General features: G+C 67.1%; 26 protein-coding genes. 9 read left to right on the top strand and 17 right to left on the bottom strand.

Features of this window, described 5'->3' with window-relative positions; genetic code table 11:
* Positions 1 to 24: 24 nt before the first annotated feature.
* The 12 genes from AC07NY_RS17115 to AC07NY_RS17060 all read right to left on the bottom strand — a co-directional run bounded on the left by AC07NY_RS17115 (position 25) and on the right by AC07NY_RS17060 (position 12,033).
* A complete protein-coding gene (locus AC07NY_RS17115) occupies positions 25 to 951 on the bottom strand; it encodes a DMT family transporter (RefSeq protein WP_494584845.1) in 927 nt (308 codons plus the stop codon).
* A 407-nt stretch (positions 952 to 1,358) separates the two neighbouring features.
* Entirely contained in the window at positions 1,359 to 3,515 is a 2,157-nt protein-coding gene (locus tag AC07NY_RS17110) for a sodium-translocating pyrophosphatase (RefSeq protein WP_494584844.1), read from the bottom strand.
* A gap of 213 nt (positions 3,516 to 3,728) precedes the next feature.
* A complete protein-coding gene (gene allE, locus AC07NY_RS17105) occupies positions 3,729 to 4,529 on the bottom strand; it encodes a (S)-ureidoglycine aminohydrolase (protein ID WP_494584843.1) in 801 nt (266 codons plus the stop codon).
* A 31-nt stretch (positions 4,530 to 4,560) separates the two neighbouring features.
* Positions 4,561 to 5,763 carry an MFS transporter gene (locus tag AC07NY_RS17100; protein WP_494584842.1) on the bottom strand — a complete coding sequence of 401 codons (1,203 nt, stop codon included), beginning with the start codon at positions 5,761 to 5,763 and terminating at the stop codon, positions 4,561 to 4,563.
* A gap of 36 nt (positions 5,764 to 5,799) precedes the next feature.
* Positions 5,800 to 6,795, bottom strand: coding sequence for a thiamine-phosphate kinase (thiL, locus tag AC07NY_RS17095; protein WP_494584841.1), 996 nt, complete (start codon positions 6,793 to 6,795; stop codon positions 5,800 to 5,802).
* Entirely contained in the window at positions 6,795 to 7,262 is a 468-nt protein-coding gene (gene nusB, locus AC07NY_RS17090; RefSeq protein WP_257731627.1) for a transcription antitermination factor NusB, read from the bottom strand. Before nusB ends, thiL begins: the two co-directional genes overlap by 1 nt.
* Positions 7,259 to 7,768 carry a 6,7-dimethyl-8-ribityllumazine synthase gene (gene ribH / locus AC07NY_RS17085; RefSeq protein WP_494584840.1) on the bottom strand — a complete coding sequence of 170 codons (510 nt, stop codon included), beginning with the start codon at positions 7,766 to 7,768 and terminating at the stop codon, positions 7,259 to 7,261. The genes nusB and ribH overlap by 4 nt, the downstream gene beginning before the upstream one ends.
* Before the next feature lie 34 nt (positions 7,769 to 7,802).
* Positions 7,803 to 8,450 carry a riboflavin synthase gene (locus AC07NY_RS17080; RefSeq protein WP_494584839.1) on the bottom strand — a complete coding sequence of 216 codons (648 nt, stop codon included), beginning with the start codon at positions 8,448 to 8,450 and terminating at the stop codon, positions 7,803 to 7,805.
* Complete coding sequence (gene ribD / locus AC07NY_RS17075) at positions 8,450 to 9,619, bottom strand: bifunctional diaminohydroxyphosphoribosylaminopyrimidine deaminase/5-amino-6-(5-phosphoribosylamino)uracil reductase RibD (protein ID WP_494584838.1); 1,170 nt, start codon at positions 9,617 to 9,619, stop codon at positions 8,450 to 8,452. Before ribD ends, AC07NY_RS17080 begins: the two co-directional genes overlap by 1 nt.
* Positions 9,612 to 10,106 (bottom strand): transcriptional regulator NrdR, encoded by a 495-nt coding sequence (nrdR, locus tag AC07NY_RS17070; protein WP_257731624.1) that lies wholly within the window; start codon positions 10,104 to 10,106, stop codon positions 9,612 to 9,614. Before nrdR ends, ribD begins: the two co-directional genes overlap by 8 nt.
* Before the next feature lie 42 nt (positions 10,107 to 10,148).
* Entirely contained in the window at positions 10,149 to 11,447 is a 1,299-nt protein-coding gene (gene glyA / locus AC07NY_RS17065) for a serine hydroxymethyltransferase (protein ID WP_494584837.1), read from the bottom strand.
* A gap of 121 nt (positions 11,448 to 11,568) precedes the next feature.
* Positions 11,569 to 12,033 (bottom strand): helix-turn-helix domain-containing protein, encoded by a 465-nt coding sequence (locus tag AC07NY_RS17060; protein ID WP_494585135.1) that lies wholly within the window; start codon positions 12,031 to 12,033, stop codon positions 11,569 to 11,571.
* A gap of 68 nt (positions 12,034 to 12,101) precedes the next feature.
* Here AC07NY_RS17060 and AC07NY_RS17055 point away from each other — a divergent pair, with 68 nt between their 5' ends.
* Positions 12,102 to 13,313 carry an MFS transporter gene (locus tag AC07NY_RS17055; RefSeq protein ID WP_494584836.1) on the top strand — a complete coding sequence of 404 codons (1,212 nt, stop codon included), beginning with the start codon at positions 12,102 to 12,104 and terminating at the stop codon, positions 13,311 to 13,313.
* 126 nt (positions 13,314 to 13,439) lie between these two features.
* Positions 13,440 to 13,790 (top strand): hypothetical protein, encoded by a 351-nt coding sequence (locus AC07NY_RS17050; RefSeq protein WP_492283756.1) that lies wholly within the window; start codon positions 13,440 to 13,442, stop codon positions 13,788 to 13,790.
* Between the two features lie 80 nt (positions 13,791 to 13,870).
* Here the strand turns inward: AC07NY_RS17050 and AC07NY_RS17045 are convergent, their stop codons facing one another.
* From AC07NY_RS17045 to AC07NY_RS17025, 5 genes are all read right to left on the bottom strand, one after another.
* The gene (locus AC07NY_RS17045; RefSeq protein ID WP_494584835.1) at positions 13,871 to 15,115 is read right to left on the bottom strand and encodes a L,D-transpeptidase family protein; all 1,245 of its coding nucleotides are present in this window, start codon (positions 15,113 to 15,115) and stop codon (positions 13,871 to 13,873) included.
* A 305-nt stretch (positions 15,116 to 15,420) separates the two neighbouring features.
* On the bottom strand, positions 15,421 to 15,933 hold the full coding sequence (gene ldtR / locus AC07NY_RS17040) for a transcriptional regulator LdtR (protein ID WP_336814487.1): 513 nt from the start codon (positions 15,931 to 15,933) through the stop codon (positions 15,421 to 15,423).
* Between the two features lie 445 nt (positions 15,934 to 16,378).
* Positions 16,379 to 16,819, bottom strand: a complete 441-nt coding sequence (locus AC07NY_RS17035; protein ID WP_336814486.1) for a DUF6163 family protein — start codon at positions 16,817 to 16,819, stop codon at positions 16,379 to 16,381.
* Positions 16,820 to 16,821: 2 nt separating this feature from the next.
* Positions 16,822 to 17,877 carry an enoyl-CoA hydratase/isomerase family protein gene (locus tag AC07NY_RS17030; RefSeq protein WP_494584834.1) on the bottom strand — a complete coding sequence of 352 codons (1,056 nt, stop codon included), beginning with the start codon at positions 17,875 to 17,877 and terminating at the stop codon, positions 16,822 to 16,824.
* An 84-nt stretch (positions 17,878 to 17,961) separates the two neighbouring features.
* Positions 17,962 to 18,276 carry a hypothetical protein gene (locus AC07NY_RS17025; protein ID WP_494584833.1) on the bottom strand — a complete coding sequence of 105 codons (315 nt, stop codon included), beginning with the start codon at positions 18,274 to 18,276 and terminating at the stop codon, positions 17,962 to 17,964.
* Positions 18,277 to 18,524: 248 nt separating this feature from the next.
* Between AC07NY_RS17025 and hemB the strand changes: the two genes are divergently transcribed.
* The 7 genes from hemB (at position 18,525) to AC07NY_RS16990 (ending at position 25,271) form a co-directional block, all read left to right on the top strand.
* On the top strand, positions 18,525 to 19,574 hold the full coding sequence (gene hemB, locus AC07NY_RS17020; protein WP_494584832.1) for a porphobilinogen synthase: 1,050 nt from the start codon (positions 18,525 to 18,527) through the stop codon (positions 19,572 to 19,574).
* A 143-nt stretch (positions 19,575 to 19,717) separates the two neighbouring features.
* Positions 19,718 to 20,125 (top strand): GatB/YqeY domain-containing protein, encoded by a 408-nt coding sequence (locus tag AC07NY_RS17015; RefSeq protein WP_494584831.1) that lies wholly within the window; start codon positions 19,718 to 19,720, stop codon positions 20,123 to 20,125.
* A gap of 350 nt (positions 20,126 to 20,475) precedes the next feature.
* The gene (locus tag AC07NY_RS17010; RefSeq protein ID WP_494584830.1) at positions 20,476 to 21,816 is read left to right on the top strand and encodes a branched-chain amino acid ABC transporter permease; all 1,341 of its coding nucleotides are present in this window, start codon (positions 20,476 to 20,478) and stop codon (positions 21,814 to 21,816) included.
* 40 nt (positions 21,817 to 21,856) lie between these two features.
* Positions 21,857 to 23,101 (top strand): threonine ammonia-lyase, encoded by a 1,245-nt coding sequence (locus AC07NY_RS17005; RefSeq protein ID WP_494584829.1) that lies wholly within the window; start codon positions 21,857 to 21,859, stop codon positions 23,099 to 23,101.
* 56 nt (positions 23,102 to 23,157) lie between these two features.
* Positions 23,158 to 23,631 carry an RDD family protein gene (locus AC07NY_RS17000; protein ID WP_494584828.1) on the top strand — a complete coding sequence of 158 codons (474 nt, stop codon included), beginning with the start codon at positions 23,158 to 23,160 and terminating at the stop codon, positions 23,629 to 23,631.
* A 115-nt stretch (positions 23,632 to 23,746) separates the two neighbouring features.
* A complete protein-coding gene (locus AC07NY_RS16995; RefSeq protein ID WP_336814478.1) occupies positions 23,747 to 24,511 on the top strand; it encodes an arginyltransferase in 765 nt (254 codons plus the stop codon).
* Positions 24,512 to 24,623: 112 nt separating this feature from the next.
* Positions 24,624 to 25,271: an RraA family protein gene (locus AC07NY_RS16990; RefSeq protein ID WP_494584827.1), complete on the top strand. Its 648-nt coding sequence runs from the start codon at positions 24,624 to 24,626 to the stop codon at positions 25,269 to 25,271.
* The last annotated feature ends 12 nt before the right edge of the window (positions 25,272 to 25,283 follow it).

The raw sequence follows: 25,283 nt of genomic DNA, 5'->3' as shown, positions 1-25,283 counted from the left end.
TGCTTTCAGGCCAGCTCGCCGCGATCAGCCTGCCGCAGCGCGGCTGCGCAGCGGCAGCGTCATCGCCAGAACGCCGCCGATGACGAGGACGAGCCCGGCCCAGGCGGTCGGCGCCAGCGCCTCCCCCAGGAAGACCATGCCGATCAGCACGCCCGCAGGCACGCGCAGATAGGCGACCGACGTCGTCGCGACCGAGCCAAGCCGCGCGATCAACCGGAAATAGATCACGAAGGCCAGCGCGGTGGAGACGAGCGAGAGCGCGATCAGCGCCTGGATGGATTGCACTGAGGGCGACAGTGTCCACGGCCGATCCAGCAAGAGGCTGAGCGGCAGCAGGACGAGCGCGCCGCACAGCAGCGAACCCGCCGCCGGCATGATCGGGTCGAGCCCCTTGAAGCTGCGCCCGAACAAGGCCGCGCCGCCATAGCAGATGCTGGCCGCGACCAGCGCCAGCTGCGCCCAGAGCTGTTCGCCGAAGCCCGTCATCGCCTGTGCACCGACAATGAGGACGGTGCCGGCAAGGCCAGCCGCGATGCCTGCGAGGCGGAGAGCAGGCAGGCGCTCGGCCGAGGCCGACAGGCAGGACAGCAGGACGACGAAGATCGGGCTCGTCGAGCTCAGGATCGTCGCCAGTCCGGCAGCGACGCTGCGCTCGGCCCAGGCGATCAAGGTGAAGGGCACGACGCTGTTGAGGCCGGCCTGGACGAGGAACAACCGCCAGGTCGCGAGATCGCGCGGCAGCCGCAGACCGCGCCAGCGGATGACGACGAGCAGAACGAGGCCGGCGATCAGCGTCCGGGCGGTGATCAGGGTCAGCGGCGGAATCGTCTCCACGCCGAGCTTGATGAAGGTGTAGGAGCCGCCCCAAAGCCCCGCCAGCACCAGCAGCAGGGCGAGTTCCACGGCGCGGTTCGGCGCGGCGGCGGGTTGGTCGAGCATCTGCGTGGACATGGTTCCTCCTGGCGTTGGCGGGACCATGCCAGCCGGGAGGCAGCGAAGCATGCGGGAACGCTACGGAGCCGGCCGTAGCTTCGGAGCTTGATTCAAGGGCTTGTGAAGATGATTCAGGTGGCAGCCATAAATTATTGATTTCAAGGATTTCTTGACGGCCAGCCGGCGCTTTCTGATTTCGGACGGAACCGCATCGTCATCCCGGACAAGCTGCGCAGCAGCGCCGATCCGGGATCCATCGTAGAGTTCCGGAGCCCTTCGATGGATCCCGGGGCAAGCCCGGGATGACGATGTGGTTCCGAGGATGGATCGGTACGCTCCAGAGCCCCCGGCTGGAGCCACGTTGCGCCCAACGAAAGACCCGCGGCTTTCGCCGCAGGTCCGGAATGCATCGTCGATGCCTGCGATCAGGAATGCGCCAGGATCGCCAGGAGCAACAGGGCGATGATGTTGGTGATCTTGATCGCCGGGTTCACGGCGGGGCCCGCCGTGTCCTTGTAGGGGTCGCCGACGGTGTCGCCGGTCACCGAGGCCTTGTGGGCTTCGGAGCCCTTGAGATGGCGCACGCCGTCCTTGTCGACGAAGCCGTCCTCGAAGCTCTTCTTGGCGTTGTCCCAGGCGCCGCCGCCCGAGGTCATCGAGATCGCGACGAAGATGCCGGTGACGATCACGCCCATCAGCATGGCGCCGACGGCCGCGAAGGCGTTGTTCTTGCCGGCTATCCAGTAGATCACGAAATAGGTCACGATCGGCGCCAGCACCGGCAGGAGCGAAGGCACCACCATTTCCTTGATCGCGGCCTTCGTCAGCAGGTCGACGGCGCGGGCGTAATCGGGCCGCTCCGTGCCTTGCATGATGCCGGGCTTCTCGCGGAACTGCCGGCGGACCTCCTCGACGACGGAGCCCGCCGCGCGCCCGACCGCCGTCATGCCCATGCCGGCGAAGAGGAAGGGGATCAGGCCGCCGAGCAGCAGGCCGACGACGACATAGGGGTTCGACAGGGTGAAATCGACCGTGACGCCCTTGAAGTACTGGAAGGTGGTCGACCCCGCCTTGTTGGCTTCCCCGATGAAGAAGTTCAGGTCCGAGGTATAGGCCGCGAACAGCACCAGCGCACCGAGACCGGCCGAGCCGATCGCATAGCCCTTGGTGATCGCCTTGGTGGTGTTGCCGACCGCGTCGAGCGCGTCGGTGGAGTGGCGGACTTCCTTGGGCAGGCCCGCCATCTCGGCGATGCCGCCGGCATTGTCGGTGACCGGGCCGAAGGCATCGAGCGCCACGACCACGCCGGCCAGCGCCAGCATGGCGGTGGTGGCGATGGCGATGCCGAACAGGCCCGCGAAGGTATAGGACACGATGATGCCGGCGATGATGACGATGGTCGGCAGCGCCGTCGATTCCAAGGATACCGCGAGGCCCTGGATGACGTTGGTGCCGTGGCCGGTCACCGAGGCCTGGGCGATCGAGACCACCGGACGCTTGCCGGTGCCGGTGTAATATTCGGTGATGACGACGATGAGCAGCGTCACCGCGAGACCGACCAACGCGCAGGCGAAGAGGCTACCCGAGGTGAAGCTGACACCCTGCGCCGTCTTGAAGGCGGCCGAGAAGCCGCCGAACATGGCGTAGTTCACGGCCGCGATCGCGCCGACCGAGAGCACGCCGGCGGCGATGAAGCCCTTGTAGAGCGCGCCCATGATCGACTGGTTGGCACCGAGCTTCACGAAGAAGGTACCGATGATCGAGGTCACGATGCAGGCCGCGCCGATCGCCATCGGGTAGAGCATCATCGTGCCGAGAACCGGCTGGCCGGCGAAGAAGATCGCGGCGAGCACCATGGTCGCGACCAGCGTCACCGCATAGGTCTCGAACAGGTCGGCGGCCATGCCGGCGCAGTCGCCGACATTGTCACCAACGTTATCAGCGATGGTCGCCGGGTTGCGCGGATCGTCCTCCGGGATGCCGGCCTCGACCTTGCCGACGAGGTCAGCGCCGACATCGGCGCCCTTGGTGAAGATGCCGCCGCCGAGACGGGCGAAGATCGAGATCAGCGAGGCGCCGAAGCCGAGCGCTACCAGCGAATCGATCACCGTGCGGCTGGAAGCCTCGAAGCCGAGGAAGGAGGTCAGGATGCCGTAATAGACGGCGACGCCGAGCAGCGCGAGGCCAGCGACGAGCATGCCGGTGACGGCGCCCGCCTTGAAGGCGACGTCGAGGCCCTCGCCCAGCGACTGCATCGCGGCCTGGGCCGTGCGGACGTTCGCGCGGACCGAGACGTTCATGCCGATAAAGCCGGCGACGCCGGAGAGCACCGCGCCGATCAGGAAGCCGATCGCCACCCATTTGCCGAGCAGCCAGGCGAGCGCGATGAAAAGCACGACGCCGACCATGGAAATGGTGATGTACTGGCGCTTGAGATAGGCCTGCGCGCCTTCGGCGACCGCACCGGAAATCTCCTGCATGCGCTGGTTGCCGGCATCGCGCTTCATCACATCGCCATAGGCCCAGACGCCGTAGGCTATGGAAAGCGCACTCAATATGATGATGAGAAGCAGAGCTGACATTCGATTTCCTGACCCTAGAGCTTGCAGTCGGCGGGAGCGCTGTCGCTCCTCATTTTTGCAGCGTTGGACGTCAGGCAGCGAAAAAACGGGCCCTAAAGACTCAAGGCCCGCCTCGCGTCGCCAGTGTCAGGCGAATTTGTGGCAAGTTTCGGCGAGGAGCGCAAACGCCCCGGCTTACAAATTTCGTCGGGTGTCAGGCCGCCTGGGGAAAGCTCAGAGCGCGAGGTCGCGATTGACGTTCTTGTAGAGCAGGTAGCAGGCGTCGCCGTAGCCGGTCGGGTAGAACTGCTGCGGGCAAAAACCGCCCATCCAGATGAAATCCCGCGCCCAGATCTCGTGCCAGTCGGCCCCGAGCAGGTAGAGCCCCTGCCCTTCCAGCATGTAGAGCCCGTGCTCCATGACATGGGTCTCGACCGCCGGGAAGCAGACGCCCGGCTTGAACCACATCAGGTTCATCTCGAAATCGAAGCGCATATCGCCATAGGGCAGCAGGAACTGGAAGCCGCGCCCCTCCATGCCGGTGTGATTCGCCATCGGCACGGCATCCTGATGCGAGACGATCGGCTCCGGCACGGCAAGCCCCGGCGCAGCCTCGTAGCGCTTGCGCAGGGCAAGGACGCGGATCGTTTCCGCTGATTCGTTGTGGAGGGTGAAGGCAGTCGCCGGCGGCAGATAGGCGAAGCCGCCAGCCGTGAGCGTTTGAGCAGCGCCGCCAGCGACCGCGATCCGCGCCTCGCCGGAGAGGACGTAGAAGAAATGCTGGATGCCGTCCTCGCTGAAGGCGGCCGGCGTGCCGCCGCCGGGCGCAATCTCGAGGACATACTGGGCGAAGGCCGCACCCATCACCGGCCCGGTCAGGACGCGCACGATCGTGTCCCGGTATTGCGGCAGGCGGCTGACCAGCACGCCCTCCGGCGGCATGAAGGCGTAGTTGGGTTTGATGACGCCGCGATTATGCCCGATGGCGCCGGGCGGAACCTGACCGGTCGCATGCGGGAAGGCGCGGTTGTTCATGGGTCTGCTCCGATCGGGAATCGCCGGCCGTTCAGGCCGTGGCCGGGCGCTGGAAGCGCTGCCAGGCCACGAGCATGAGGGCAATCGCGACCGGCGGGAAGACCATCCAGTTCACGACATTCCAGCCGCCGTGGCTGAGCAGGCCACCCGACGAGAAGGAGGCGATGGCGACCGAGCCGAAGACGAGGAAGTCGTTGGCGGCCTGCACCTTCACCCGCTCTTCCGGGCGATAGCAGTCGGTCACCAGCGCGGTCGCGCCGATGAATCCGAAATTCCAGCCGATACCGAGCAGGATCAGGGCCAGCCAGAAATGGCCGACGCTGAGACCCGAAAGGCCGACGATAGCGGCGAGCGCCGTCAGGGCGAGGCCGACCGCGGTGACCGTGCCCTTGCCGAAGCGGGCGATCAGGCGGCCGGTGAAGAAGCTTGGCCCGAACATCGCGAGCACATGCCACTGGATGCCGAGCGTGGCGTCACCGACCGAATGGCCGCAGGCGACCATCGCCATCGGCGCAGCCGTCATCACGAAGCTCATCAGGCCATAGGCGACGAGCGAGGCCGTGACCGAGGCGATGAACTTGGGCTGGCGCATGATCTCGCCGAGCGGGCGCCCCCCGCCCGAACGGACAGCCGCGACCGGCGGCGCACGCAGGCGCGAGACGATCAGGATCGCGATCAACGCAAGCGCACCCTGGGCGATGAAGCTCGCGGCGAAAGGTGCGGCCGGTGTCAGGTCGCGTGTCCAGTAGACGGATTGCGGGCCGATGACGCCGGCGGCAAGCCCGCCGATCATCACCCAGGAGATCGCGCGCGGCCGGAAGGCATCGGTCGCGGTATCGGCGGCGGCGAAGCGATAGCTCTGGACGAAGGAGCCGTAGAGCCCGCAGACGAAGGTTCCCAGGCAGAACAGCCAGAACAGGCGCAGCGAAACACCGCCGGCCGCGATGCTCGCGCCAGCCGCGCCGACGAGCGCCCCGATCAGGTAGCCGTTGCGTCGCCCCAGCCGGCGCATGACCATCGCGGCCGGGATGACGCCCGAGGCGATGCCGAGTTGGAGCAGGCTGACCGGCACGGTCGCGAAAGCCTGGTCCGCGACGAGCTGGGCGCCGACGATGCCGCCGAGCGAGACGATGATTGCGGGGTTGGCGCCGCCGAGCGCCTGAGCACCGGCAAGGACCAGCGCGTTGCGCTTCGCGAGCCTGTCGCCGTCGATAGCCGAGAAGTGCTGGTTCATCACAACGCGCCTCGCGGCCGCCATGATGCGCCGCTGTCAGAAATGAGAGAAGGAGCCCTGTGCGAAGCTACGCACCTCACCCTTCTCGCGATACGTCACCACGCCGGCCTCACCCGAGACCCGCCCGATCGGCGTCAGAAGAAGCATCGCCCCTTCCGCGGCCGCGACAAGAGCAGGATATTCCCTTTCCGAGGCCGCGCAGAGAATTTCGTAGTCGTCTCCGCCGGTCCAGGCCAGTTCCGCCAGCGCGGGAACAGCCATGATCGCCGCGCGGGCCGGACCCGAGAGCGGGATCGTGTCGAGATCGATCTCGGCGCCGACGCCGGAGGCTTTCAGGAGCTTCGAGAGATCACCGACGAGCCCATCGGAGACGTCCATCGCGGCCGAGGCGTGACGCTGCAATGCATCGGCCAGAGCATGGCGCGGCTGCGGATGGAGATAGCGGTCGGCGAGGAAGGTGCGATCCTCCGGGCTCAGCGCCGCGACCCAGCCCGGCTTGTCCGGGCCATGGGCCTTGAGGCCGAGCGCACCGTCGCCGATGCTGCCGGAAACGAGGATAATATCGCCCGGCTTGGCGCCGGAGCGCCTGACCATCCGCCCGGCGGGGACCGTGCCAAAGGCTGTGATCGAGAGGGTGAGCGGCCCTGAGGTCGAGACGGTGTCGCCGCCGATCAGTGGGCAACCGGCGGCTTCCGCCATGCGGGCAAGGCCGGCGGCGAAACCGGCGAGCCAGCCCTCGGTCCAGCCGCGCGGCAGGGCGAGCGTCAGGACGAAGCCTTCGGGCTTGGCGCCCTTGGCGGCGAGATCGGAGAGGTTGACGGCCAGCGCCTTCCAGCCGATCGCATCCGGCGGATCGTCGGGGAAGAAATGGACACCGGCGACGAGGGCATCGGCCGTGACCACGACCTCATAGCCGCGGCCCGGCCGCAGCAGGCCGGCATCGTCGAGGAGACCAAGCCCGCCCGGCCCGGCGATCGGCGCGAAATAGCGGGCGATCAGCTCGAATTCGCCGGGGCGGGTCGGTTCGGTCATCAGGCGCTGGCGGGGTCGAACTCGTCGGCGCGGAAGTCGCGGGCCATGCGGTCGAGCACGGCGTTGACCATGCCGATCTCGTCGCCCTCGTAGAAGGCACGCGCGACCGCGACATATTCGGAAATGACCGCGCGGGCCGGCACGTCCTTGCGGAAGGCGAGCTCATAGGCGCCGGCACGCAGGATTGCGCGGACCACGGCCTCGACCCGCTTCAGCGGCCAGTCCTTGGCCAGCAATTCGTCGACGGTGCGGTCGACGAGGCGCTGCTCGCGGACGACGCCGCCGAGGATATCGCGGAAGAAGGCGATCTCCGCCTCCGGCAGTTCGATCTCCTCGACTTCCTTGCCGATCCAGAAATGCTCGAACTCGGCCATCGCCTCGACGACGCCACGGCCGCCGATTTCCATCTCGTAGAGCGCCTGCACGACCGAGAGCCGCGCCCCGCGCCGCTTCTCGGCGCGGCTCATTGGGACGGCTCCGCCAGGGAGCGCTTGTAGCGCAGCACGGCGAGCGCGGCTTCGGCGGCGCCACCGCCCTTGTTCATGTCGGCGCGGTTGGCACGGGCCCAGGCCTGCGCCTCGTTCTCGACGGTCAGGATGCCGTTGCCGAGCGGAAGCGCGAAGGCGACCGAGAGATCCATCAGCGCGCGCGAGCTTTCGCCGGCGACGATGTCGTAATGGCCGGTCTCGCCGCGGATGACGGTACCGAGCGCGACGACCGCCTCGTAGGGGTCGACGGCCTCGTCGGCGGCGCGCAGGCCGATGACGATGGCGGACGGGATTTCCAGCGCACCGGGAACGGTGACGACATCGACGCGGCAGCCGGCTTCTTCCAGCACTGCGGTGGCGCCGGCCAGCAATTCGTCGGCGTAGTTGTCGTAGAAGCGCGCCTCGACGACGAGGACGCGGGCGCCGTCGATCTCGACGGCAGGAGTTGCGGCCTTGTCGGCCGAGGTCTGCCGGGGTCCGGCCATTTCTTCTATCCTTCTTGGACTGTGATCGGGCTGGTTACCCTTGCGGGCGCGCCTCCGCAAGCCGCGCGGCATACCGTGCCATCAGATCGACCTCGACATGAACGGGATCGCCCTCCCCGCGCTGCCCCCAGGTGGTGACCGCGAAGGAGTGCGGAATCAGCAGGACGGTGAAGACATCGTCCTCCACCGAGTTGACGGTGAGCGAGGTGCCGTCGAGGCAGATCGAGCCCTTGGTCGCGATGAAGCGCGGCAGCCCTTGCGGCGCGCGGATATGGAAGCGGGCCGTCGCGCCCCAGGGCTCGTCCGGATCGGGCTCGATCGGCTCGATCTTGAGGATGCGGCCGACGCCGTCGACATGGCCAGTGACGAGATGGCCGCCAAGCTCCTCGCCGACCTTGAGCGAGCGCTCCAGATTGATCCGCGTGCCCGGCTCCCAATTGCCGACGATGGTCTTCGCCAAGGTCTCGGCGGCTGCCTCGACCTGGAAGATGCAGCCGGGCTCGCCATCGGTGCGCGGACGCAGCGCGGTGACGGTGAGGCAGACGCCGGCACAGGCGATCGAGGCACCGATCGCGATGCCTTCCGCCTCATAGGGGCAGGCGATGGCGAGGCGCTTGAGGCTCGGCCCCTTGCGCTCGGCCTCTACGACCTCGCCGATGGCGGTGACGATGCCGGTGAACATCAGCCTCTCCTCGTGAAATGCTCGAAACGGTCCTGGCCGATCTGACCGGCCTCGACAAGGGCGTATAGATCGGGGTCGGCCAACTGTGCGGCAAGGCCCGGACGCACCGCAACGACGCCGGGCTGCCCCAGCGTTTTCGGCGAGGTCGAGACGATGACCTCATCCGCCAGCCCTGCGAGTGCGAGTTTCTCGCCGATGCGCGGGCCGCCTTCCGAGAAGACACGGTTGATGCCGCGCGTGCCGAGCAGCGTCAGCGCCTCGCCAAGGTCGAGATGACCGTCCGGTCCCAGCGAGACCCGCATGACCTCGACACCGGCCGCGACCAGCGCCTGTTCCGGCGCGATCGGCGCGGTCTCGGCCGCGATCACCCAGACGGGAACCTCATGGGCCGTGCGGACGAGCTTCGAGGTCAGCGGCAGGCGCAGATGCGTATCCAGGATGACCCGGATCGGCGAACGATCCGCTAGGCCGGGCAGGCGCACGGTCAATTGCGGATCGTCGGCGAGGACCGAGCCGATGCCGAGCATGATGACATCGTGATGCGCGCGCTGGAGATGGACCCAGCCGCTGGCGACCGGGCTCGATACGGCGAGCGGCACGCTCCCTGCCCCGCCGGCATAGCCATCCGCGGTGCGGGCGATCTTGAAGGTCACCATCGGGCGGCCCTGCGTGATGCGCGTGAGATAGCCGCGATGCGCCTGCCGCGCCTCGTCCTCCAGCACGCCGACCGTGACCTCGATGCCGGCCGTGCGCAGCAGCGCGTGGCCGAGCCCGGCGATGAAGGGGTTCGGATCGGACATCGCCGAGACCACACGCTTCACGCCCGAGAGGATGGTGTGCTCGACGCAAGGGATGCCGCCGCGCACCGAGCGGTGCGAACAGGGTTCGAGCGTGACATAGAGCGTGCCGCCCATCGAGGCGGCGCCCGCCCGCGAGAAGGCATGCGCCTCGCCATGCGGACGGCCGCCGGGCTGGGTATGGCCGCGCGCGACCACCACGGGACCATCGGGCGTGTCGCGGGTGATGATGGCGCCGACGGAAGGATTGGTCGCGGTCGTGCCGAGGCCGCGCGCGCCATAGGCCAGCGCCTGGCGCATGAAGATGCGGTCGGTCTCCCGTTTTCGTTCGGACGCGCTTTCGTCGCCCGAAAGCGCCTTGAGATCAGTCATCGACGCGGCGGGGCGGGGCGGAAACGCCCTCCTCCTCGATCGTGCCGAGCTGGCCGAGCAGCTCCTCGAAATCCTTGGCCTCGCGGAAGTTCTTGTAGACCGAGGCGAAGCGGACATAGGCGACGTCGTCGAGGCCCTTCAGCCCCTCCATCACCAGTTCGCCGATGGCCGAGCTCTGGATTTCCGCCTCGCCCGAGCTTTCGAGCTGGCGGACGATGCCGTTGACCATGCGCTCGATCCGCTCCGGCGCGACCGGGCGCTTGCGCAGGGCATGGGCGATCGAGGTCTCCAGCTTGTCGCGGTCGAAGGGCGTGCGCCGGCCCGAGCGCTTCACGACCGTAAGCTCGCGCAATTGCACGCGCTCAAAGGTGGTGAAGCGGCCGCCGCAATCGGGACAGACCCGGCGGCGGCGGATCGAGGCGTGATCGTCGGTGGGACGGGAGTCCTTCACCTGCGTGTCGAGGGAGCTGCAATAGGGACAGCGCATTCCGGTTCGCCAGCCTTTCTCAGGGCCCCTTCAACGATGCCTTCAGTAGATCGGGAAGCGCGCGGTGAGCGCCTTCACCTTGACGGTGACCGCCTGCTCGATGGCAGCATTGCCCTCCTCGCCATGAGCGGCGAGACCGTCCAGCACCTCGGCGATCAATTCGCCGACCTGCTTGAACTCGGCGATGCCGAAGCCGCGCGAGGTCGCAGCCGGCGTGCCGAGGCGGATGCCGGAGGTCGTCATCGGCTTCTCGGGGTCGAAGGGGATGCCGTTCTTGTTGCAAGTGATATGGGCGCGGCCGAGCGCGGCTTCCGCCGCCTTGCCGGTCAGCTTCTTCGAACGCAGGTCGACCAGCATCAGGTGGTTGTCGGTGCCGCCGGTGACGAGGTCGAAGCCCTTCGACTTCAACGTCTCGGCCAGCGCCTTGGCGTTGGCGACGACGGCGTGAGCGTAGGTCTTGAACTCCGGCTGCAGCGCCTCGTGGAACGAGACCGCCTTGGCCGCGATGACATGCATTAGCGGGCCGCCCTGGATGCCCGGGAAGATCGCCGAATTGACCTTCTTCGCGATCGCCTCGTCATTGGTCAGGATCATGCCGCCGCGCGGGCCGCGCAGCGTCTTGTGCGTCGTGGTGGTGACGACATGGGCATGCGGGAACGGCGAGGGATGCGCGCCGCCCGCGACGAGCCCGGCGAAATGCGCGATGTCGACCATGAAGTAAGCGCCGACCTTGTCGGCGATCTCGCGGAAGCGGGCGAAGTCCCAGTGACGGGCATAGGCGGAGCCACCGGCGACGATGACCTTCGGCTTGTGCTCGACGGCGAGGCGCTCCATCGCGTCATAGTCGATCATCTGGTCGACGACGCAGACGCCGTAGGAAACGACGTTGAACCACTTGCCGGACTGGTTGACCGGTGCGCCATGGGTCAGGTGCCCGCCAGCGGCGAGATCGAGGCCCATGAAGGTGTCACCGGGCTGCATCAGCGCCATGAAGACGCCCTGATTGGCCTGCGAGCCGGAATTCGGCTGGACGTTGGCATAGGTGCAGCCGAAGAGCCGGGTGGCGCGCTCGATCGCGAGCTTCTCGGCGATGTCGACGAACTGGCAACCGCCATAATAGCGCCGGCCCGGGTAACCCTCGGCATATTTGTTGGTCATCACCGAGCCCTGCGCTTCGAGCACGGCGCGGGAGACGATGTTCTCGGAGGCGATCAATTCGATCTCGTCGCGCTGGCGACCGAGCTCCAGGTCGATCGCGCGGGCGATCTCGGGATCGGCATCATGCAGCGAAGCGCCGAAGAAGGAGTTCGAGAGGTGCTTGTTCAGCGCGGCGTCGGTCATGTCCGGCTCCTGAAGTTCAACGGCCGGTGGGCGCCCGGCTTCGTCGCGGCTCCCCTATCATGGGGCGGGGGGCTGTCCAAGCGATAGATCGCGCGCGGGGAAAGCTGCATCGCCGCAGCCGTCAATCGGCCAGCCTGCGCCGCTTCGACAGCATTTTCTTCTCCTTTTCCGGGCGGGGCGGCGTGTAGGCAAGCGGCCGGCGTGAAGCCGTGCGCAGCAGTGCCCGGAAAGTCGGGCATTCCAGGTGAGTCGGCGCCCGGCAATCCGCGACATGGCGGAGCGCATCGCGCAGCGTCCTGAGCCCGATCATCTGCCGCTGCAAGTCGTCCGCGCGCGCCCGCAATTGCTCACGCGGAATGTTCGGCTGCCCGTCCGCACCGAACATCGCGGCGATCTCGTCCAGCGAGAAGCCGGCGGTCTTGCCGAGCCCGATCAGCGACAGCCTGAGCAAGACATCGGGATCGTATTGCCGCCGCAACCCCCGCCGCGCCTCCGCACGGATGAGGCCGATCTCCTCGTAATAGCGCAGGGCCGAGGCCGGCACGCCCGAGCGTTCCGCGACCTCCCCGATATCCAGAAGAAGCATGCTTGACCTCAAGTTGACTTGAATTCGTAAGCTCTGCCGAACGGATGATTTCGACAAGAGGGAAAATCATGGAACGCCTTGGATCAACACAGGAAATGCCGATCTGGCAGGAGCCGCGCGCCATCGCGCTCCTGCTGGCGGCATCGCTCACCACGATGGCGAACGCGACGATCAGCCCGGCGCTGCCGGGCATCGAGCGCCTGTTCGCGGGCGATCCGAACGCCGCGCTGCTCACGCGGCTGCTGGTGCCGGCGCCATCGCTCAGCGTCGCGCTGTTCGCGCCGCTCGCAGGTCTCGCCGCGGATCGGATTGGCCGCCGCATGATGCTGCTCGCCGGGGTCGTGCTGTTCGTGATCGCTGGCTGCGCAGGGCTTGTCCTGCCAGACCTGCCCTCGATCTTCGCGAGCCGTCTCGCACTCGGGATCGCAGTGGCGTTGATCATGACGGCGCAAACCGCGCTGATCGGCGACTATTTCACCGGCGAAGATCGCAATGCGCTGACCGGCCTGCAAATCTCGGCGCGGAATTTCGGCGGCCTCGTCTTCATTTCGCTGGCCGGCTGGGCGGCAACCCTGTCGCCGCGCCTGCCCTTCGCGATCTACGGGCTCGCCGCCCTCTTCCTGCCGCTGATGTGGGTCGCCATCGTCGAGCCGCCGCGGGCCGGTTCGATGACGGGCACCGTGTCCCCGACCGACCGTGACGGCCATCCGTCCTGGCGCGGCCTGCTCGCCCTGCTGGTCCTGCTTCAGGGCGCCACGAACATGATCTTCTTCCTGATGCCGACGCAGATCTCGTTCTTCCTAGAGACACGCGGCTACGAGAGTGCGGTCATGACCGGAAGCGTCCTCGGGCTGCTGATGATCTCCGGCGGCTGCTCCGCCCTGCTCTACCGGCGCGTCCAGCGCAGGATCGGCTACGCAGGCGTCTTCGCCGCGGGCTATGGCGCGATGGCGCTGGGTTTCCTGCTCCTATCCGGCCCGGTATCGCTTCCCCTCCTGTTCGCGGCTGCGCTTGCGATCGGGGCCGGCTATGCGCTGGTTTCGCCGAGCTTCGTCGCCGTGGCGCTCGATCTGGCACCTGGAGGTTCCAGGGGATTGGCCGGAGGCATCCTGACTGCCTCGATCTTCATCGGCCAGTTCTGCTCGCCCTTGGCCAGCACGCCGCTGATCTCGAGCCAAGGCTATGCCGGGCTTTTTCGCGGCACGGCGGGGCTGCTCGCGCTGATGACGGCTGCGGCGGCGCTGGCATGGTTGCGGCCGCTCCCCGGCCGGAAGAGCTGATCCCCGGACTTTTGGCGCATAATCGGCCGGCGTGCATCCGCCAAAATCCGTGCAAACGCATTGGTTAACAAATTGTGGCTTGCGGCTTGCTGCGAGAGGCATCAGCGTAACACTGGATGCCTCTCAATGACACAGAACGCCCCAAAACAGCACGCGCCCGGCGCCTCCTCCCCGGCCTCTTCGATCTCGGCGCAGATCAAGAAGGTCTTTCTCGGCGGTGCGAGCGCGATCGCCCTGTCGATGCCGATGATGAGTCAGGAGGCGTCCGCCGAAACCTGGACGGTGACCAGGCAATATTATCCGGGTGGGTCCACAAGCGTCTATCGCTTGCTCCCGGGTGGCGACAACAGCATCGCGCGTCTCAACAATCCAGCCCCCGGGAACAACTGCCCCGTGCCGGCCTTCGAGGTGATGAATCCGGGGCGCGGAGAGGCGCGCTGCGTCGGCTACGTCGCCCCGTCCTGGCTGACGCGCTGAAACCTGTAGCGAGCATCCAGATATGAAAAAGCCCGCCGGAAACCGGCGGGCTTTCTCGGTCTTCGGATGAAGCAAACGCCTCAGATGTCCTGATCGCCCTGCAGCGCCGCGACAGGCGCAGGCCCGAGGCCGTCCTTGTTGTAGATGTCGTCGCGGAACTGCACGCCGCCATCGGGCGTGGCCCATGCGGTGACATAGACCCAGTAGCAGGCCACGGGATCGGCGATGCGGGCGTTGACGCGCTGGCCGGACTGGATGGTCTCGTCGATCTTGGCGCGATCCCAGCCGGGCGTGTTCTTCAGGAGCCAGGCGACATAGTCGCGCACGTTCTGGACGCGCATGCAGCCCGAGGAGACGAAGCGGTAATCGTCGCCGAAGATGCCCTTCGACGGCGTGTCGTGCATGTAGACGCCGTGTGGGCTCGGAATGTTGATGCGTACGAAGCCGAGCGAGTTGAACTCGCCGCCCGGATCCTGCCGGAAGGTGTAGCGCGTCGCCTCGTCGGAGTTCCAGTTGACGCTCGCCGGCGCGATCTCGCCGCCGCTCTGCGAGATGATGCGGATCTTGTTCTCCGTCAGGTAGTTCGGCTGCTTGCGCATGGTCGGGATCAGATCCTTGCGGATGATCGAGGCCGGAACCGTCCAGGTCGGGTTGAAATTGACTTCGGGAATCTTGGTCTGAAGCAGCGGCGACTGACGGTCGATCTTGCCGACGCCGGCCGCGTGGCGCGTGGCGACATGGCCGTTCTCGACGGTCTCGACCGTCGCGGCCGGGATGTTGGCGACGACATAGCGGCCGCCGAGATTGCCGGACCAGCTGCGCAGCCGGACAACATTGGTCTCGAGCTGGCGGATGCGGCGATCGATCGGCACGTTGAGGGCTGCGATGGTCGCGCGGTTGATCGAACCGGTGGTCGACAGGCCCATGCGCGACTGGAAGCGGCGCACGCCCGCCTCGACATAGGAATCATAGACGTTGCTGTCGCCAGCCGCGGCATCGAGATCGCCGGTGACGATCAGACGGCGGCGCAGGGCCACGACGCCCTGCCCCTTGGAACCCACGCTCATGCGCTCGGGCAACTGAACCTGCGGCCAGCCGCCGCGCGCGGCGAGGTCGCGATAGGCCGCGATCGCCTGCTCCGTCGCCTGCAGCGCCTCGGCCGACAGCATCGGCGTCGAGGAGCGCACCACGGCATTGCGCGCGCCGGCATCGTAGCTCTGGCGCCATTCGGCCTGCTGGGCGAACGCCGGTGCGGCGGCTGCCGTGGCGGCGCCCGACAACAGGGCCAGCACGGTTTCGCGGCGGGTCAGGCTCAAATGCGACATCTCTTCCCTCTTCAAGACTTCACGCGAGCACGCAGACCACACAAAAACGTCGCCGGAACGGGCGACGCTGGCGATGCACTGGCGCGACGGACAAGCTCACTGCCGCCGACGGTGTCCTAGCACAGTTAACGAGGCGTGATGACAGAGGCGAATTTAGGGCATGGCCCGCTTTTGCTGCATGCATGGCAGCAAAACCACAGTCCCCGCCGGCAACAGCCGGAAACGAGCCAGCGCGACCGGGAGGGTGTCCCGGCCGCGTCATGGCAGGCGGATAGGCAGGCTGTCGCCGAAAAGCGACTGATATCTCAGAGCTTGTAGCGGATCTGGTCGGTCCAGAAGCGCTCCAGGCGCAGCAGGGCGTTGTTCATCCGCTCGAAGTCGTCGGCCGCGATGCCGCCGATCTGCTCGACCGTGCGGACATGCTTGTCGTAGACGCCCTTCACGATATCGTGCACCGCAGCCCCCTTATCCGTCAGGCTGATGCGCACCGAACGACGGTCTATGCGCGACCGGGCATGGTGGAGATAGCCGAGCTCGACCAGCTTCTTGACGTTGTAGGAGACGTTCGAGCCGAGGTAGTAGCCGCGGGTCCGCAGCTCGCTGGCCGACAGCTCGGCATCGCCGATATTGTAGAGCAGCAGGGCCTGCACGCTGTTGACGTCGTCCCGGCCGCGGCGCTCGAACTCATCCTTGATGACGTCGAGCAGACGGCGATGCAGACGCTCCACCAGCGTGAGGGACTCAAGATAAAGAGGCTTCACGTTGAGGTCGGCATCGCTCGTCTTGGCAACATCCGAAGTCTTGACGCTCGCTTTCATGGTATATCCCGCCTGTTGTGTGTCGGCCAGGATTTGTCTCCCGGTCCGCTTCTGAAAAACACCATATGCTGGAGCGGATGAAAACGAGTTTAAATATCAGGATGAATCAGGGATTTACCCCTTTGGGTGAATCGTAAGTGAAGCCAGAAACGCTTAAGCTAAAGCGATTCTTACCATGACTCGGCGCAATCGAGCGGTCAGGCGGCTACTCCGCGCTGTCATCCCGTGCGCGGTGCAGCGCGAAGCGGTGCGCCGCAGACCCGGGACCGCGTGACGAGAAAGGCGCCTTTTCCTGAGGACGGTCCCGTGTCTGCGCAGCAGCGTTTCACGCTGCGGCGCGCACGGGATGACAGGCACCTTTTCCGGATGACGGTCCCGCATCTGCGCAGCGGCATTGCATGCCGCAGCGCGTGCGGGAAGACACCTTCTGCCGACACGCCGCCAGCTACTCCGCCTCGTTCTCGGCCGCCCAGGTCGCCAGGAAGTAGACGGCGATCAACCCGATATAGAGGCCGACGAGCCAGGCCGTCATCGGCACGAAGCGCGGGAAGAAGAAGCCGAGCAGCATCTGGCTGATCGCGGCGAGCAGCCAGAGCACGCCGCCCCAGGTCGAGGTCAGCCAGAGCCCGACGGCGGCGACGAGATCGATCACGGCGAAATAGACGATGATCGCCTGGTAGCTCAGCAGGCGGTTCTCGAAGGGCGGCTGCGGATTGCCGGGCAGGCCGAAGATCACCATCCAGGCCGTCAACCCCTTGGCGAGCCAGAAGGCGGAGAGCAGGCGCAGGAACCAGACGAGGACGAGCCGCCAGCGGTTCGCCCGCTTGGCTTCGGCCTCGCCCGCCCCGGCACCGCGCAGGGCCTCGCCGTCTCCGCCCAGGCCCAAGCTCAGCCCTCCAGCTTCAGTTCGTCGGCACCGAGCGGCGCGAAATAGGCGTCGATATCGGCTTGCTGCACCTCGTCCAGCGTCGCCGGCTGCCAGCGCGGCGCCTGATCCTTGTCGATTACCACGGCACGCACGCCCTCATAGAAGTCATGGCCGCGGGCGATGCGCGAGACGATGCGGTATTCGGTGCGCATCGCCTCGGCGAAATCGAGCCCGGCTCCACGTCGCATCTGCTCGAAGGCGATGGCGACGCTGGTCGGCGACTTCACCGCGATGGTCTGCAAGAGCTTTCCGGCCAGCGCGCTGCCCTTCTCGGCGGCCCGGCGCAGGCGCGCGATCACCTCCGGCAAGGTCGCGGCCGTGAAGGCCTCGGCCATCATCGCCCTCTCGCCATGCAAGGGGCCAGGGCCGCGCTGCAGCGTGAAGCCGGCAAGGATGTCGTCGACGGAGCCCGGCCGGGTCAGCGCATCGGCGAGTTCCGCCATGTGCTCGCTCGGCACGCCATGGGTCGCGAGCCCGCCTGCCAGCGCATCGGCCGCGCCGACGCGCTCGCCGGTGAGCGCGAGGAAGCTGCCGAAGCCGCCTTCCAGGCGCGGCAACGCATAGGTCGCGCCGACATCCGGGAAGAAGCCGATGCCGACCTCCGGCATGGCGAAGAGATAGCGGTCGCCGGCGATGCGATGGCTGCCATGCAAGGATATGCCGACACCGCCGCCCATGACGATGCCGTCGATCAGGGCGACATAGGGCTTCGGATAGGTCTTGATGCGGTGGTTGAGGATGTATTCCTCACCCCAGAAGGCGAGCATCTCGTCATGGCGACCGGCCTTGCCGCAATCATGCAGCCAGCGGATGTCGCCACCCGCGGAGAAGGCCTTCTCGCTCGTGCTGATGACGACGACGCGCGTGACCTGCGGATCGTTCTCCCAGGCGTCGAGGGCGCGCGCGAGCTCGCGGACCATGCCGAGGCTCAGCGCGTTCAGCGCCTTCGGCCGGTTGAGCACGACGACGCCGGCAGCGCCGCGAATCTCGCAGATGATCTCGCGATCTTCAGTCATGGTCCGATCCCGCTTCCGTGGGCAGCGGTTCTGGAAGGCGGGGGATGGCTTGTCAACGCGAGGGATCGGCGCTCCATCTGGGCATCAGCGCAGGATGATGCCGCGCCCATAGCCGCCATGCGCGGAGGGTAGCACAGTGCAGACCATAGCCCGGCCATGCTGCTTCTCGACCGTTTGCAGCGCCACGACCTGCTCCTCATAGCTTTCGGTGCGGCGCAGACCCTCGACCGTCCCCTTGATCGATTTCAGGTTCTGCTCGATGCGCTGCCGGCCGATCCGCAGCGACGGGCAATGGCGCTCGGCATAGTCGGCGGATGCCAGTGCGCTCGCCGTCTGCGCCTCGATCGCGTCGCGGCGCGTGACTTCGGCCGGGGCCGGGCCTGCGGCAAGGCAAAGCATGGGGACGATTATCCAGATCGGTTTCGGCACGCGAGGGGTCCTTGCGGTCAGCAGGGCAGAGTTCGTCGCGAAAGGACGCGCAAGGCAAGAGCGGGATCGCCGCCATCCACGGCCACCGCGATGCCGGCAAAGTTGCGACCATGCGCCCTGTTTTGGAATCGTTCCGATGTGATAAAGAAGTGATCGGCCGGTTTCGCCCGCATGACGAAAGCCTTGGCCTGTACCGTTCATCGCTTGAGGCAATCGCCATGGAATCCCCGGTCGTGCGGCCTTTCCCGACCCCGAAATCCCGTCATGACGACGCGCCGTCGCTCGGCCTGACACGCCGCATGCGCCGCAACCGCAAGGCGGAATGGTCGCGCCGGCTGGTGCGGGAATCGGCGCTGACGACCGACGACCTGATCTGGCCGATCTTCCTGATGGATTCCAGCGAAGCCCGCTCGCCGGTGGAATGGATGCCCGGCGTCGACCGGCTCAATATCGACGAGGCCGTGCGCCAGGCCGCCGAGGCCGCCGCGCTCGGCATTCCGGCGATCGCGCCCTTCCCCTATGTGGACAAGGCCCTGCGCGACCCGACCGGTTCGGAAGCGCTCAATACCGGCAACCTGATGTGCCGCGCCGTGCGCGCGATCAAGCGCGAGGTGCCCGAGATCGGCATCATCTGCGACGCCGCGCTCGACCCCTATACCTCGCATGGCCATGACGGCGTGATGGAGGGCGAACGCGTCCTCAACGACGCCAGCGTGCAGATCCTCGTCGGGCAGGCGCTGGCGCTGGCCGATGCCGGGGCCGATGTGATCGCGCCCTCGGACATGATGGACGGGCGCGTCGGCGCGATCCGGGCGGCGCTCGACGGCGACGGCCATGAGGACGTGCAGATCATGGCCTATGCGGCGAAATACGCCTCGGCCTTCTACGGCCCGTTCCGCGATGCGATCGGCACCAATGCCACGCTCGTCGGCGACAAGCGCACCTACCAGATGGACCCGGCCAATTCCGACGAGGCGATCGCGGAGGTGATGCTCGACCTCGAAGAGGGTGCCGACATGGTGATGATCAAGCCCGGCCTGCCCTATCTCGACGTGGTGGCGCGGGTGAAGGATCATTTCCGCGTGCCTACCTTCGCCTATCAGGTCTCCGGCGAGTACGCGATGATCATGGCTGCGGCGAATAATGGCTGGCTCGACGGGGACAAGGCGATGCTGGAGAGCCTGCTCGCCTTCAAGCGCGCCGGCGCCGACGGCGTGCTGACCTATTTCGCACCGCGCGTGGCGAAGAAGCTGAAGGCCGGCGCGTAACCACGCCAAGGGTGTCATCCCGCACGCGCTGCGGCACGTTAGTGCTGCTGCGCAGATGCGGGATCGCTTGCCGGAAAAGGCGCCTTCTCGTCGCGCGGTTCCGTGCCTGCGGCGCATCGCTTACGCGCTGCACCGCGCACGGGATGACAGCGCGCTTCCAGGAACACCATGGTTTCGACATGACAACGGATGAAAGCCAGAGCTTCCTGGCCACCCTCAAGGCCGCCCTGCGGGCGGCGATGCGGGAACGGAAAGCCGCCGAGGTGACGACGCTGCGCGGTTTGATTTCCGCGATCGACAATGCGCAGGCCGTCCCTGTCGGGGACAAGCACGACACATATGTCTTCCATGCTTTCGGCGACAGCGCCGTCGAGGTTCCGCGCCGGGCGCTGAGCCAGGATGATATTCGCCAGTTGGTCGAGGCTGAAATTCGGGCTCGGAACGATGCGGCGGAGGACTATCGTCGCCTCGGCCGCGACGACAAGGCGCAGGAGCTGACGGACGAGGTTGGGATCTTGAGCCACTACCTCGGCTCGCACGGCGCGAGCTAGCGTATCACCCCGCACGCGCTGCTGGCACGTCAGTGCTGCTGCGCAGATGCGGGACCGCCATCCGGTAAAGGCGCCTCCTTCTGCCGACGATCCCGTGTCTGCGGCGCACCGCTTTGCGCTGCACCGCGCACGGGATGACAGCGCAGGTTAGGCCGAGCTACCTGCCCACGTCCCAGCCGAAGGGTCATCCCGCACGCGCTGCGGCATGCAATGCCGCTGCGCAGATGCGGGACCGTCCTCAGGAAAAGGCGCCTTCTCGTCACACGGTCCCGTGTCTGGGGCGCATCGCTGCGCGCTGCACCGCGCACGGGATGACACCGCGGCCCCGCAAGCGCTACCGTCGCGCCAGCATGCGCCCGCTCCTTCTGTCGATTCTGGCCGTCGTCACGCTCGCCCTCGCGGGCTGCGGCGCCGATTTCGACACCGACCAGATGCGCCTTTGCCGGCAGGCGATCCCGCCGCTCAATCCGCCGAACGCCAAGATCGAGATCGAGCGGACCACCAAGGGGCCCGTGCCGCGCGCGCTTCGGCTGCTCTACCGGGTCCAGCTCGGCGACGGCCTGTCGCGCCATCGCAGCATCGATTGCCTGTTTGCGAGCGAAGGAACCGGGCCGAGCCGCGGCGCCATGATCGGCATCGCCTCGGACGGGCGGCCGATGGCCGATGCGAGCTTCTACCTGCTGCGACGCTTCTATCTGGAGGACCGGGCCTCGCCACCGCCGGACCCGGCAGAACCGGCAGCCGAGAGCTTGCCGGCCATCCCCGCCGGCCTCGCCTATGGCCTGCAGCAGGGCCTGAGCGCCCTGCCCTCGGCGGCAATCTACGGCATGCTCGCGGCGGCCTATGCTCTTGTCTACGGACTGACCGGGCGGATCATCCTGAGCTTCGGCGAGTTCGCGGCGCTGGGCGCGCTCGCTTCCGTCGTCGGCGTCGCGCTGCTGCTCTCGCTCGCCATCTCAACGCCGATCTCGGGGCTCGTTGTCGCCTTCGCCGTCGCGATCGCCGTCTGCGCTCTGCACGGCTTCGCCATGGGGCGCTTCGTGCTGCGCCATCTCGAACGCGGCACCGGCCAGCAGATGCTGATCGCCACGATCGGGCTCGCCATCGCGATGTCCGAATATCTCAGGCTGGCGCAGGGGCCGGAGCTGCGCTGGCTACCGCCGGTGTTCAACACGCCGATCCCGCTGGCCCATGCCGGCAATTTCATCCTCACCCTGAACCCGCTCGCGCTGGTGCTGGCGGCAATCGGGCTCGGCACGACGCTCGGTGTCGTCCTGCTGATCCGGCGCACCGCCTATGGCCGAGCCTGGCGAGCCGTGTCGGATGACGCCAAGACCGCGGCACTGTTCGGCGTCGATGCCCGCGCGGTCCATGACGTCGCCGTCATCATCGCCTGCGCCGCTTGCGGGATCGCCGGCGTCATCGTCACCGCGATCTATGGCGGCATGGGCTTCGCCGGCGGCTTCTCGCTCGGCCTGAAGGCGCTCGTCGCGGCGATCCTCGGCGGCATCGGCTCGGTCAGCGGAGCGGCGCTCGGCGGCCTCTGCATCGCCGCCTTCGAGGCGATCTGGTCGGCGACGCTGCCGATCGAGCAGCGCGACCTCGCCGTCTATTCATTGCTCGCCATCGTGCTGATCTGGCGCCCCGGCGGCTTTTTCGGCGACTGCGAATTGACGCCGCGCCGCGTGTGAGGCCCTCTCCTTCGCCTGCCGACGGAATCGAGACCCGAGCATGAGCGAAAGCTTCGCGATCACCCCCGAGGATATCGACGCCGCCGCCGGGCGGATCGCCGGGCATGTGCTGCGCACGCCACTCGTGCCGGCGCCGCGCCTGTCCGAACTGACGGGCGCGACCGTGCTGGTGAAGCACGAGAACATGCAGGCGACGGCGTCCTTCAAGGAGCGTGGTGCGGTCAACAAGCTGCTCTCGCTGAGCGAGGCCGAGCGGGCGCGCGGCGTCGTCGCGATGTCGGCCGGCAACCATGCCCAGGCTGTCGCCTATCACGCCAAGCGCTTCGGCATCCCGGCGACGATCGTGATGCCCGAGCCGACGCCGCTGGTGAAGGTCGAGAATACCCGCGCTCACGGCGCCCGCGTCGTGCTGCATGGCGAGACGCTGTCCGAAGCCAGCCACAAGGCGCATGAACTCGCCGGAGCCGAAAAGCTCACCTTCGTCCATCCCTATGACGACGCCGCCGTGATGGCCGGGCAAGGCACGCTGGCGCGGGAGATGCTGGCGGATGCTCCCGATCTCGACATGCTGATCATCCCCCTCGGCGGCGGTGGCTTGATGGCCGGCAACGCAGTCGCGGCCAAGGCGATCAAGCCGGGCATCGAACTGATCGGCGTCGAGGCGGGCCTGTACCCCTCCTTCTTCAATGCTGTGCACAAGCAGGACAAGCCGATCGGCGGGCCGACGCTGGCCGAGGGCATCGCGGTCAAGACCGTCGGCCAGCTCACCTTGCCGGTGATCTCCGCCCTCGTCGGCGATATCGTGCTCGTCGGCGAAGACCTGATCGAGCGCGCAGTCAACGCTTATGCCAGTCTTCAGCACAGTTTGGCGGAGGGGGCCGGCGCCACCGGCCTCGCCGCGATGCTGAAGGAGCCGGAACGCTATGCCGGCCGCAAGGTCGGGCTCGTGCTCACCGGCGGCAATATCGACACGCGCCTGCTCGCCGCGATCATGGTGCGCGAGCTGGAACGCGACGACCGCATCGTCGCCTTCCGCCTGACCACCAGCGACCGGCCGGGCCTGCTCGGCCGGATCGCGAGCCTGCTCGGCGAGGAAGGCGCCAATATCCTCGAGGTCAGCCATGGCCGTCTCTTCCTCGACGTGCCCGCCAAGGGCGTCTCGCTCGACGTCACGGTGGAGACGCGCGGAGCGGCGCATTCGCGCGCGATTGAGGACGCGCTCGCCAAGAACGGTTTCGCGCCGCGACGGATTCTGCCGCGCGGTCTTGCGGAACCGGCTCGCTAAACAAACATTATCTCCCGGGCACGCATTTCGCGCGCCGATGGAGGATCGAAGTCCCGATGAGCGATACCCGTTATGGCCAGCCGCCGATCACGGCGCTGGAGCCGCGTCCCTACCAGAACGTCAGCGGCGTTCTCGGCTCGCGACTGTTCGCCTGGTTCGTCGACATCGTCGTGCTGTTCTTCCTGGGCGGGCTGGTCGTGTTCCTGCTGGGCCTGCTCGGCATCGTCACCTTCGGCGCGACCTGGCTGCTGATGCCCGTCGCCACCGTAGCGACCGCGCTCGGCTATGCCGCGCTGACGATCGGTGGGCGCAAGCAGTCGACCTGGGGCATGCGCGTCGCGGGCCTCAGGGTAGAGACCGCCAGTGGCGGGCGCCCTGACGGCCTTGCCGCAGCCGTGCATGCGTTGCTGTTCTATGTCGCGGCCGGCACCTTCCTGCTCTGGCTCGTCGATGTCGCCTGCGGCTTCGCCCGCGAGGACCGGCGCATGGGCCATGACCTGCTGACCGGGCTCGTCGTCGTCCGCTCCTGATTGATTGAGCCAGGTCAAAAGACCGCTAATCCACCTCTGATCGGCCGCGCCGTGCTTGTTGCCGGTGCGGCTGATGTTACATTCAGAGTCGGAAGCTTCCGGGGAGCCAGCCGACGTGACGCGCCCATTGCGGGATGCCCCGCAATTCTACCTGACCTCACCGACCACGTGCCCTTATCTGCCCGGGCGCGAGGAGCGGAAGGTGTTCACGCATCTCGTCGGTTCGCGGGCGCGCGAGCTCAACGACGTGCTCTCGCAGGGTGGCTTCCGGCGCTCGCAGAGCATCGCCTACCGGCCCGCTTGCGAGATTTGCCGGGCCTGCGTTTCGGTCAAGGTCTGCGTCGATGATTTCCGGATGTCGCGCGGCTTCCGGCGCGTGCTCGCCCGCAACAGCGACCTGATCGGCGAGGCGCTGCCGCCGCGTCCGCGCTCCGAGCATTACTCCCTGTTCCGCTCCTATCTCGACGAGCGCCATCCGGACGGCGGCATGGCGACGATGTCGGCGCTCGATTTCGCGATGATGGTCGAGGACACCCATGTCGAGACCAGCCTGATCGAATATCGCCGCCGCGGCCCCGATTCCGGCTTCACCGGGCGGGGCGAAGGCGATCTCTTTGCGATGGCCCTGACCGATACGCTCAGCGACGGGCTCTCGATGGTCTATTCGGTCTATGACCCCGGCCTGGAATTGCGCTCGCTCGGCACCTTCATGGTGCTCGACCATATCGCCCGGGCGCGCCGCCTCGGCCTGCCTTATGTCTATCTCGGCTACTGGGTCGAGGGTTCGCCGAAAATGGCCTACAAGGCGCGCTTCCTGCCGCAGGAGCGCCTGATGCCGCAGGGCTGGGAGCGCGTGGATCGGAACGATTCAACCGATTGAAACGCATCCGCGACGCGCAGAAAACGCGCTTGCCGCCCGCCGCTCCTCCCGACACTCTAGCGGTAACGGCCATGGCACAGAGCCACGCGACAGAGGCCGATCCGGAGGAACGATGAGCCAGGAACTGACCGACAGGCTGGAGCGCTGCTATACCGGCATCATCCACGACACGATGCGGGCGATGGGCCTGACGGATTTCGTCCTGCCGCCGGAACTGCGCCCGCTCCTGCCCGGCCAGAAGCTGGCGGGGCCGGCCTTCACGGTCGAAGGCAAGACCGGCGAGTTCGACGCGCATGAGACGCTGCTGGGCTGGACCGGCCTGCTCTCCGCCGCCAAGCCCGGCCATGTCTGGGTCTGCCAGCCGAACACCGACGAGATCGCGCTGATGGGCGAGCTCTCGGCCGAAACACTGAAGAACAAGGGCGTGCGCGGCTGCGTCATCGACGGACTGTCGCGCGACACCGAATTCATGGTCGAGATGGGCTTCCAGTCCTATTTCAAGGCCTATACGCCGCGCGACATCGTCGGCGCCTGGCTGCCCAAGGCGGTCGACGAACCCATCAAGATCGGCGAGGTCTGGATCCGGCCGGGCGACTATATCCTCGCTGACCGCGACGGTGTCGTCCGCATCCCCGCCGAGATCATCGAAGAGGTGCTGGACAAGTCGGAAACCGCGATCTCGGCCGAGAACAAGGTCCGCACCGCGATCCTCGCCGGCACCGATCCGCAGCAGGCCTATCTCCAGTACGGCAAGTTCTGACGCGTTCCCTCC

This window comes from Allobosea sp. GW821-FHT09G06 (assembly GCF_059416005.1).
This window is presented reverse-complemented; position numbering and strand designations above follow the sequence as displayed.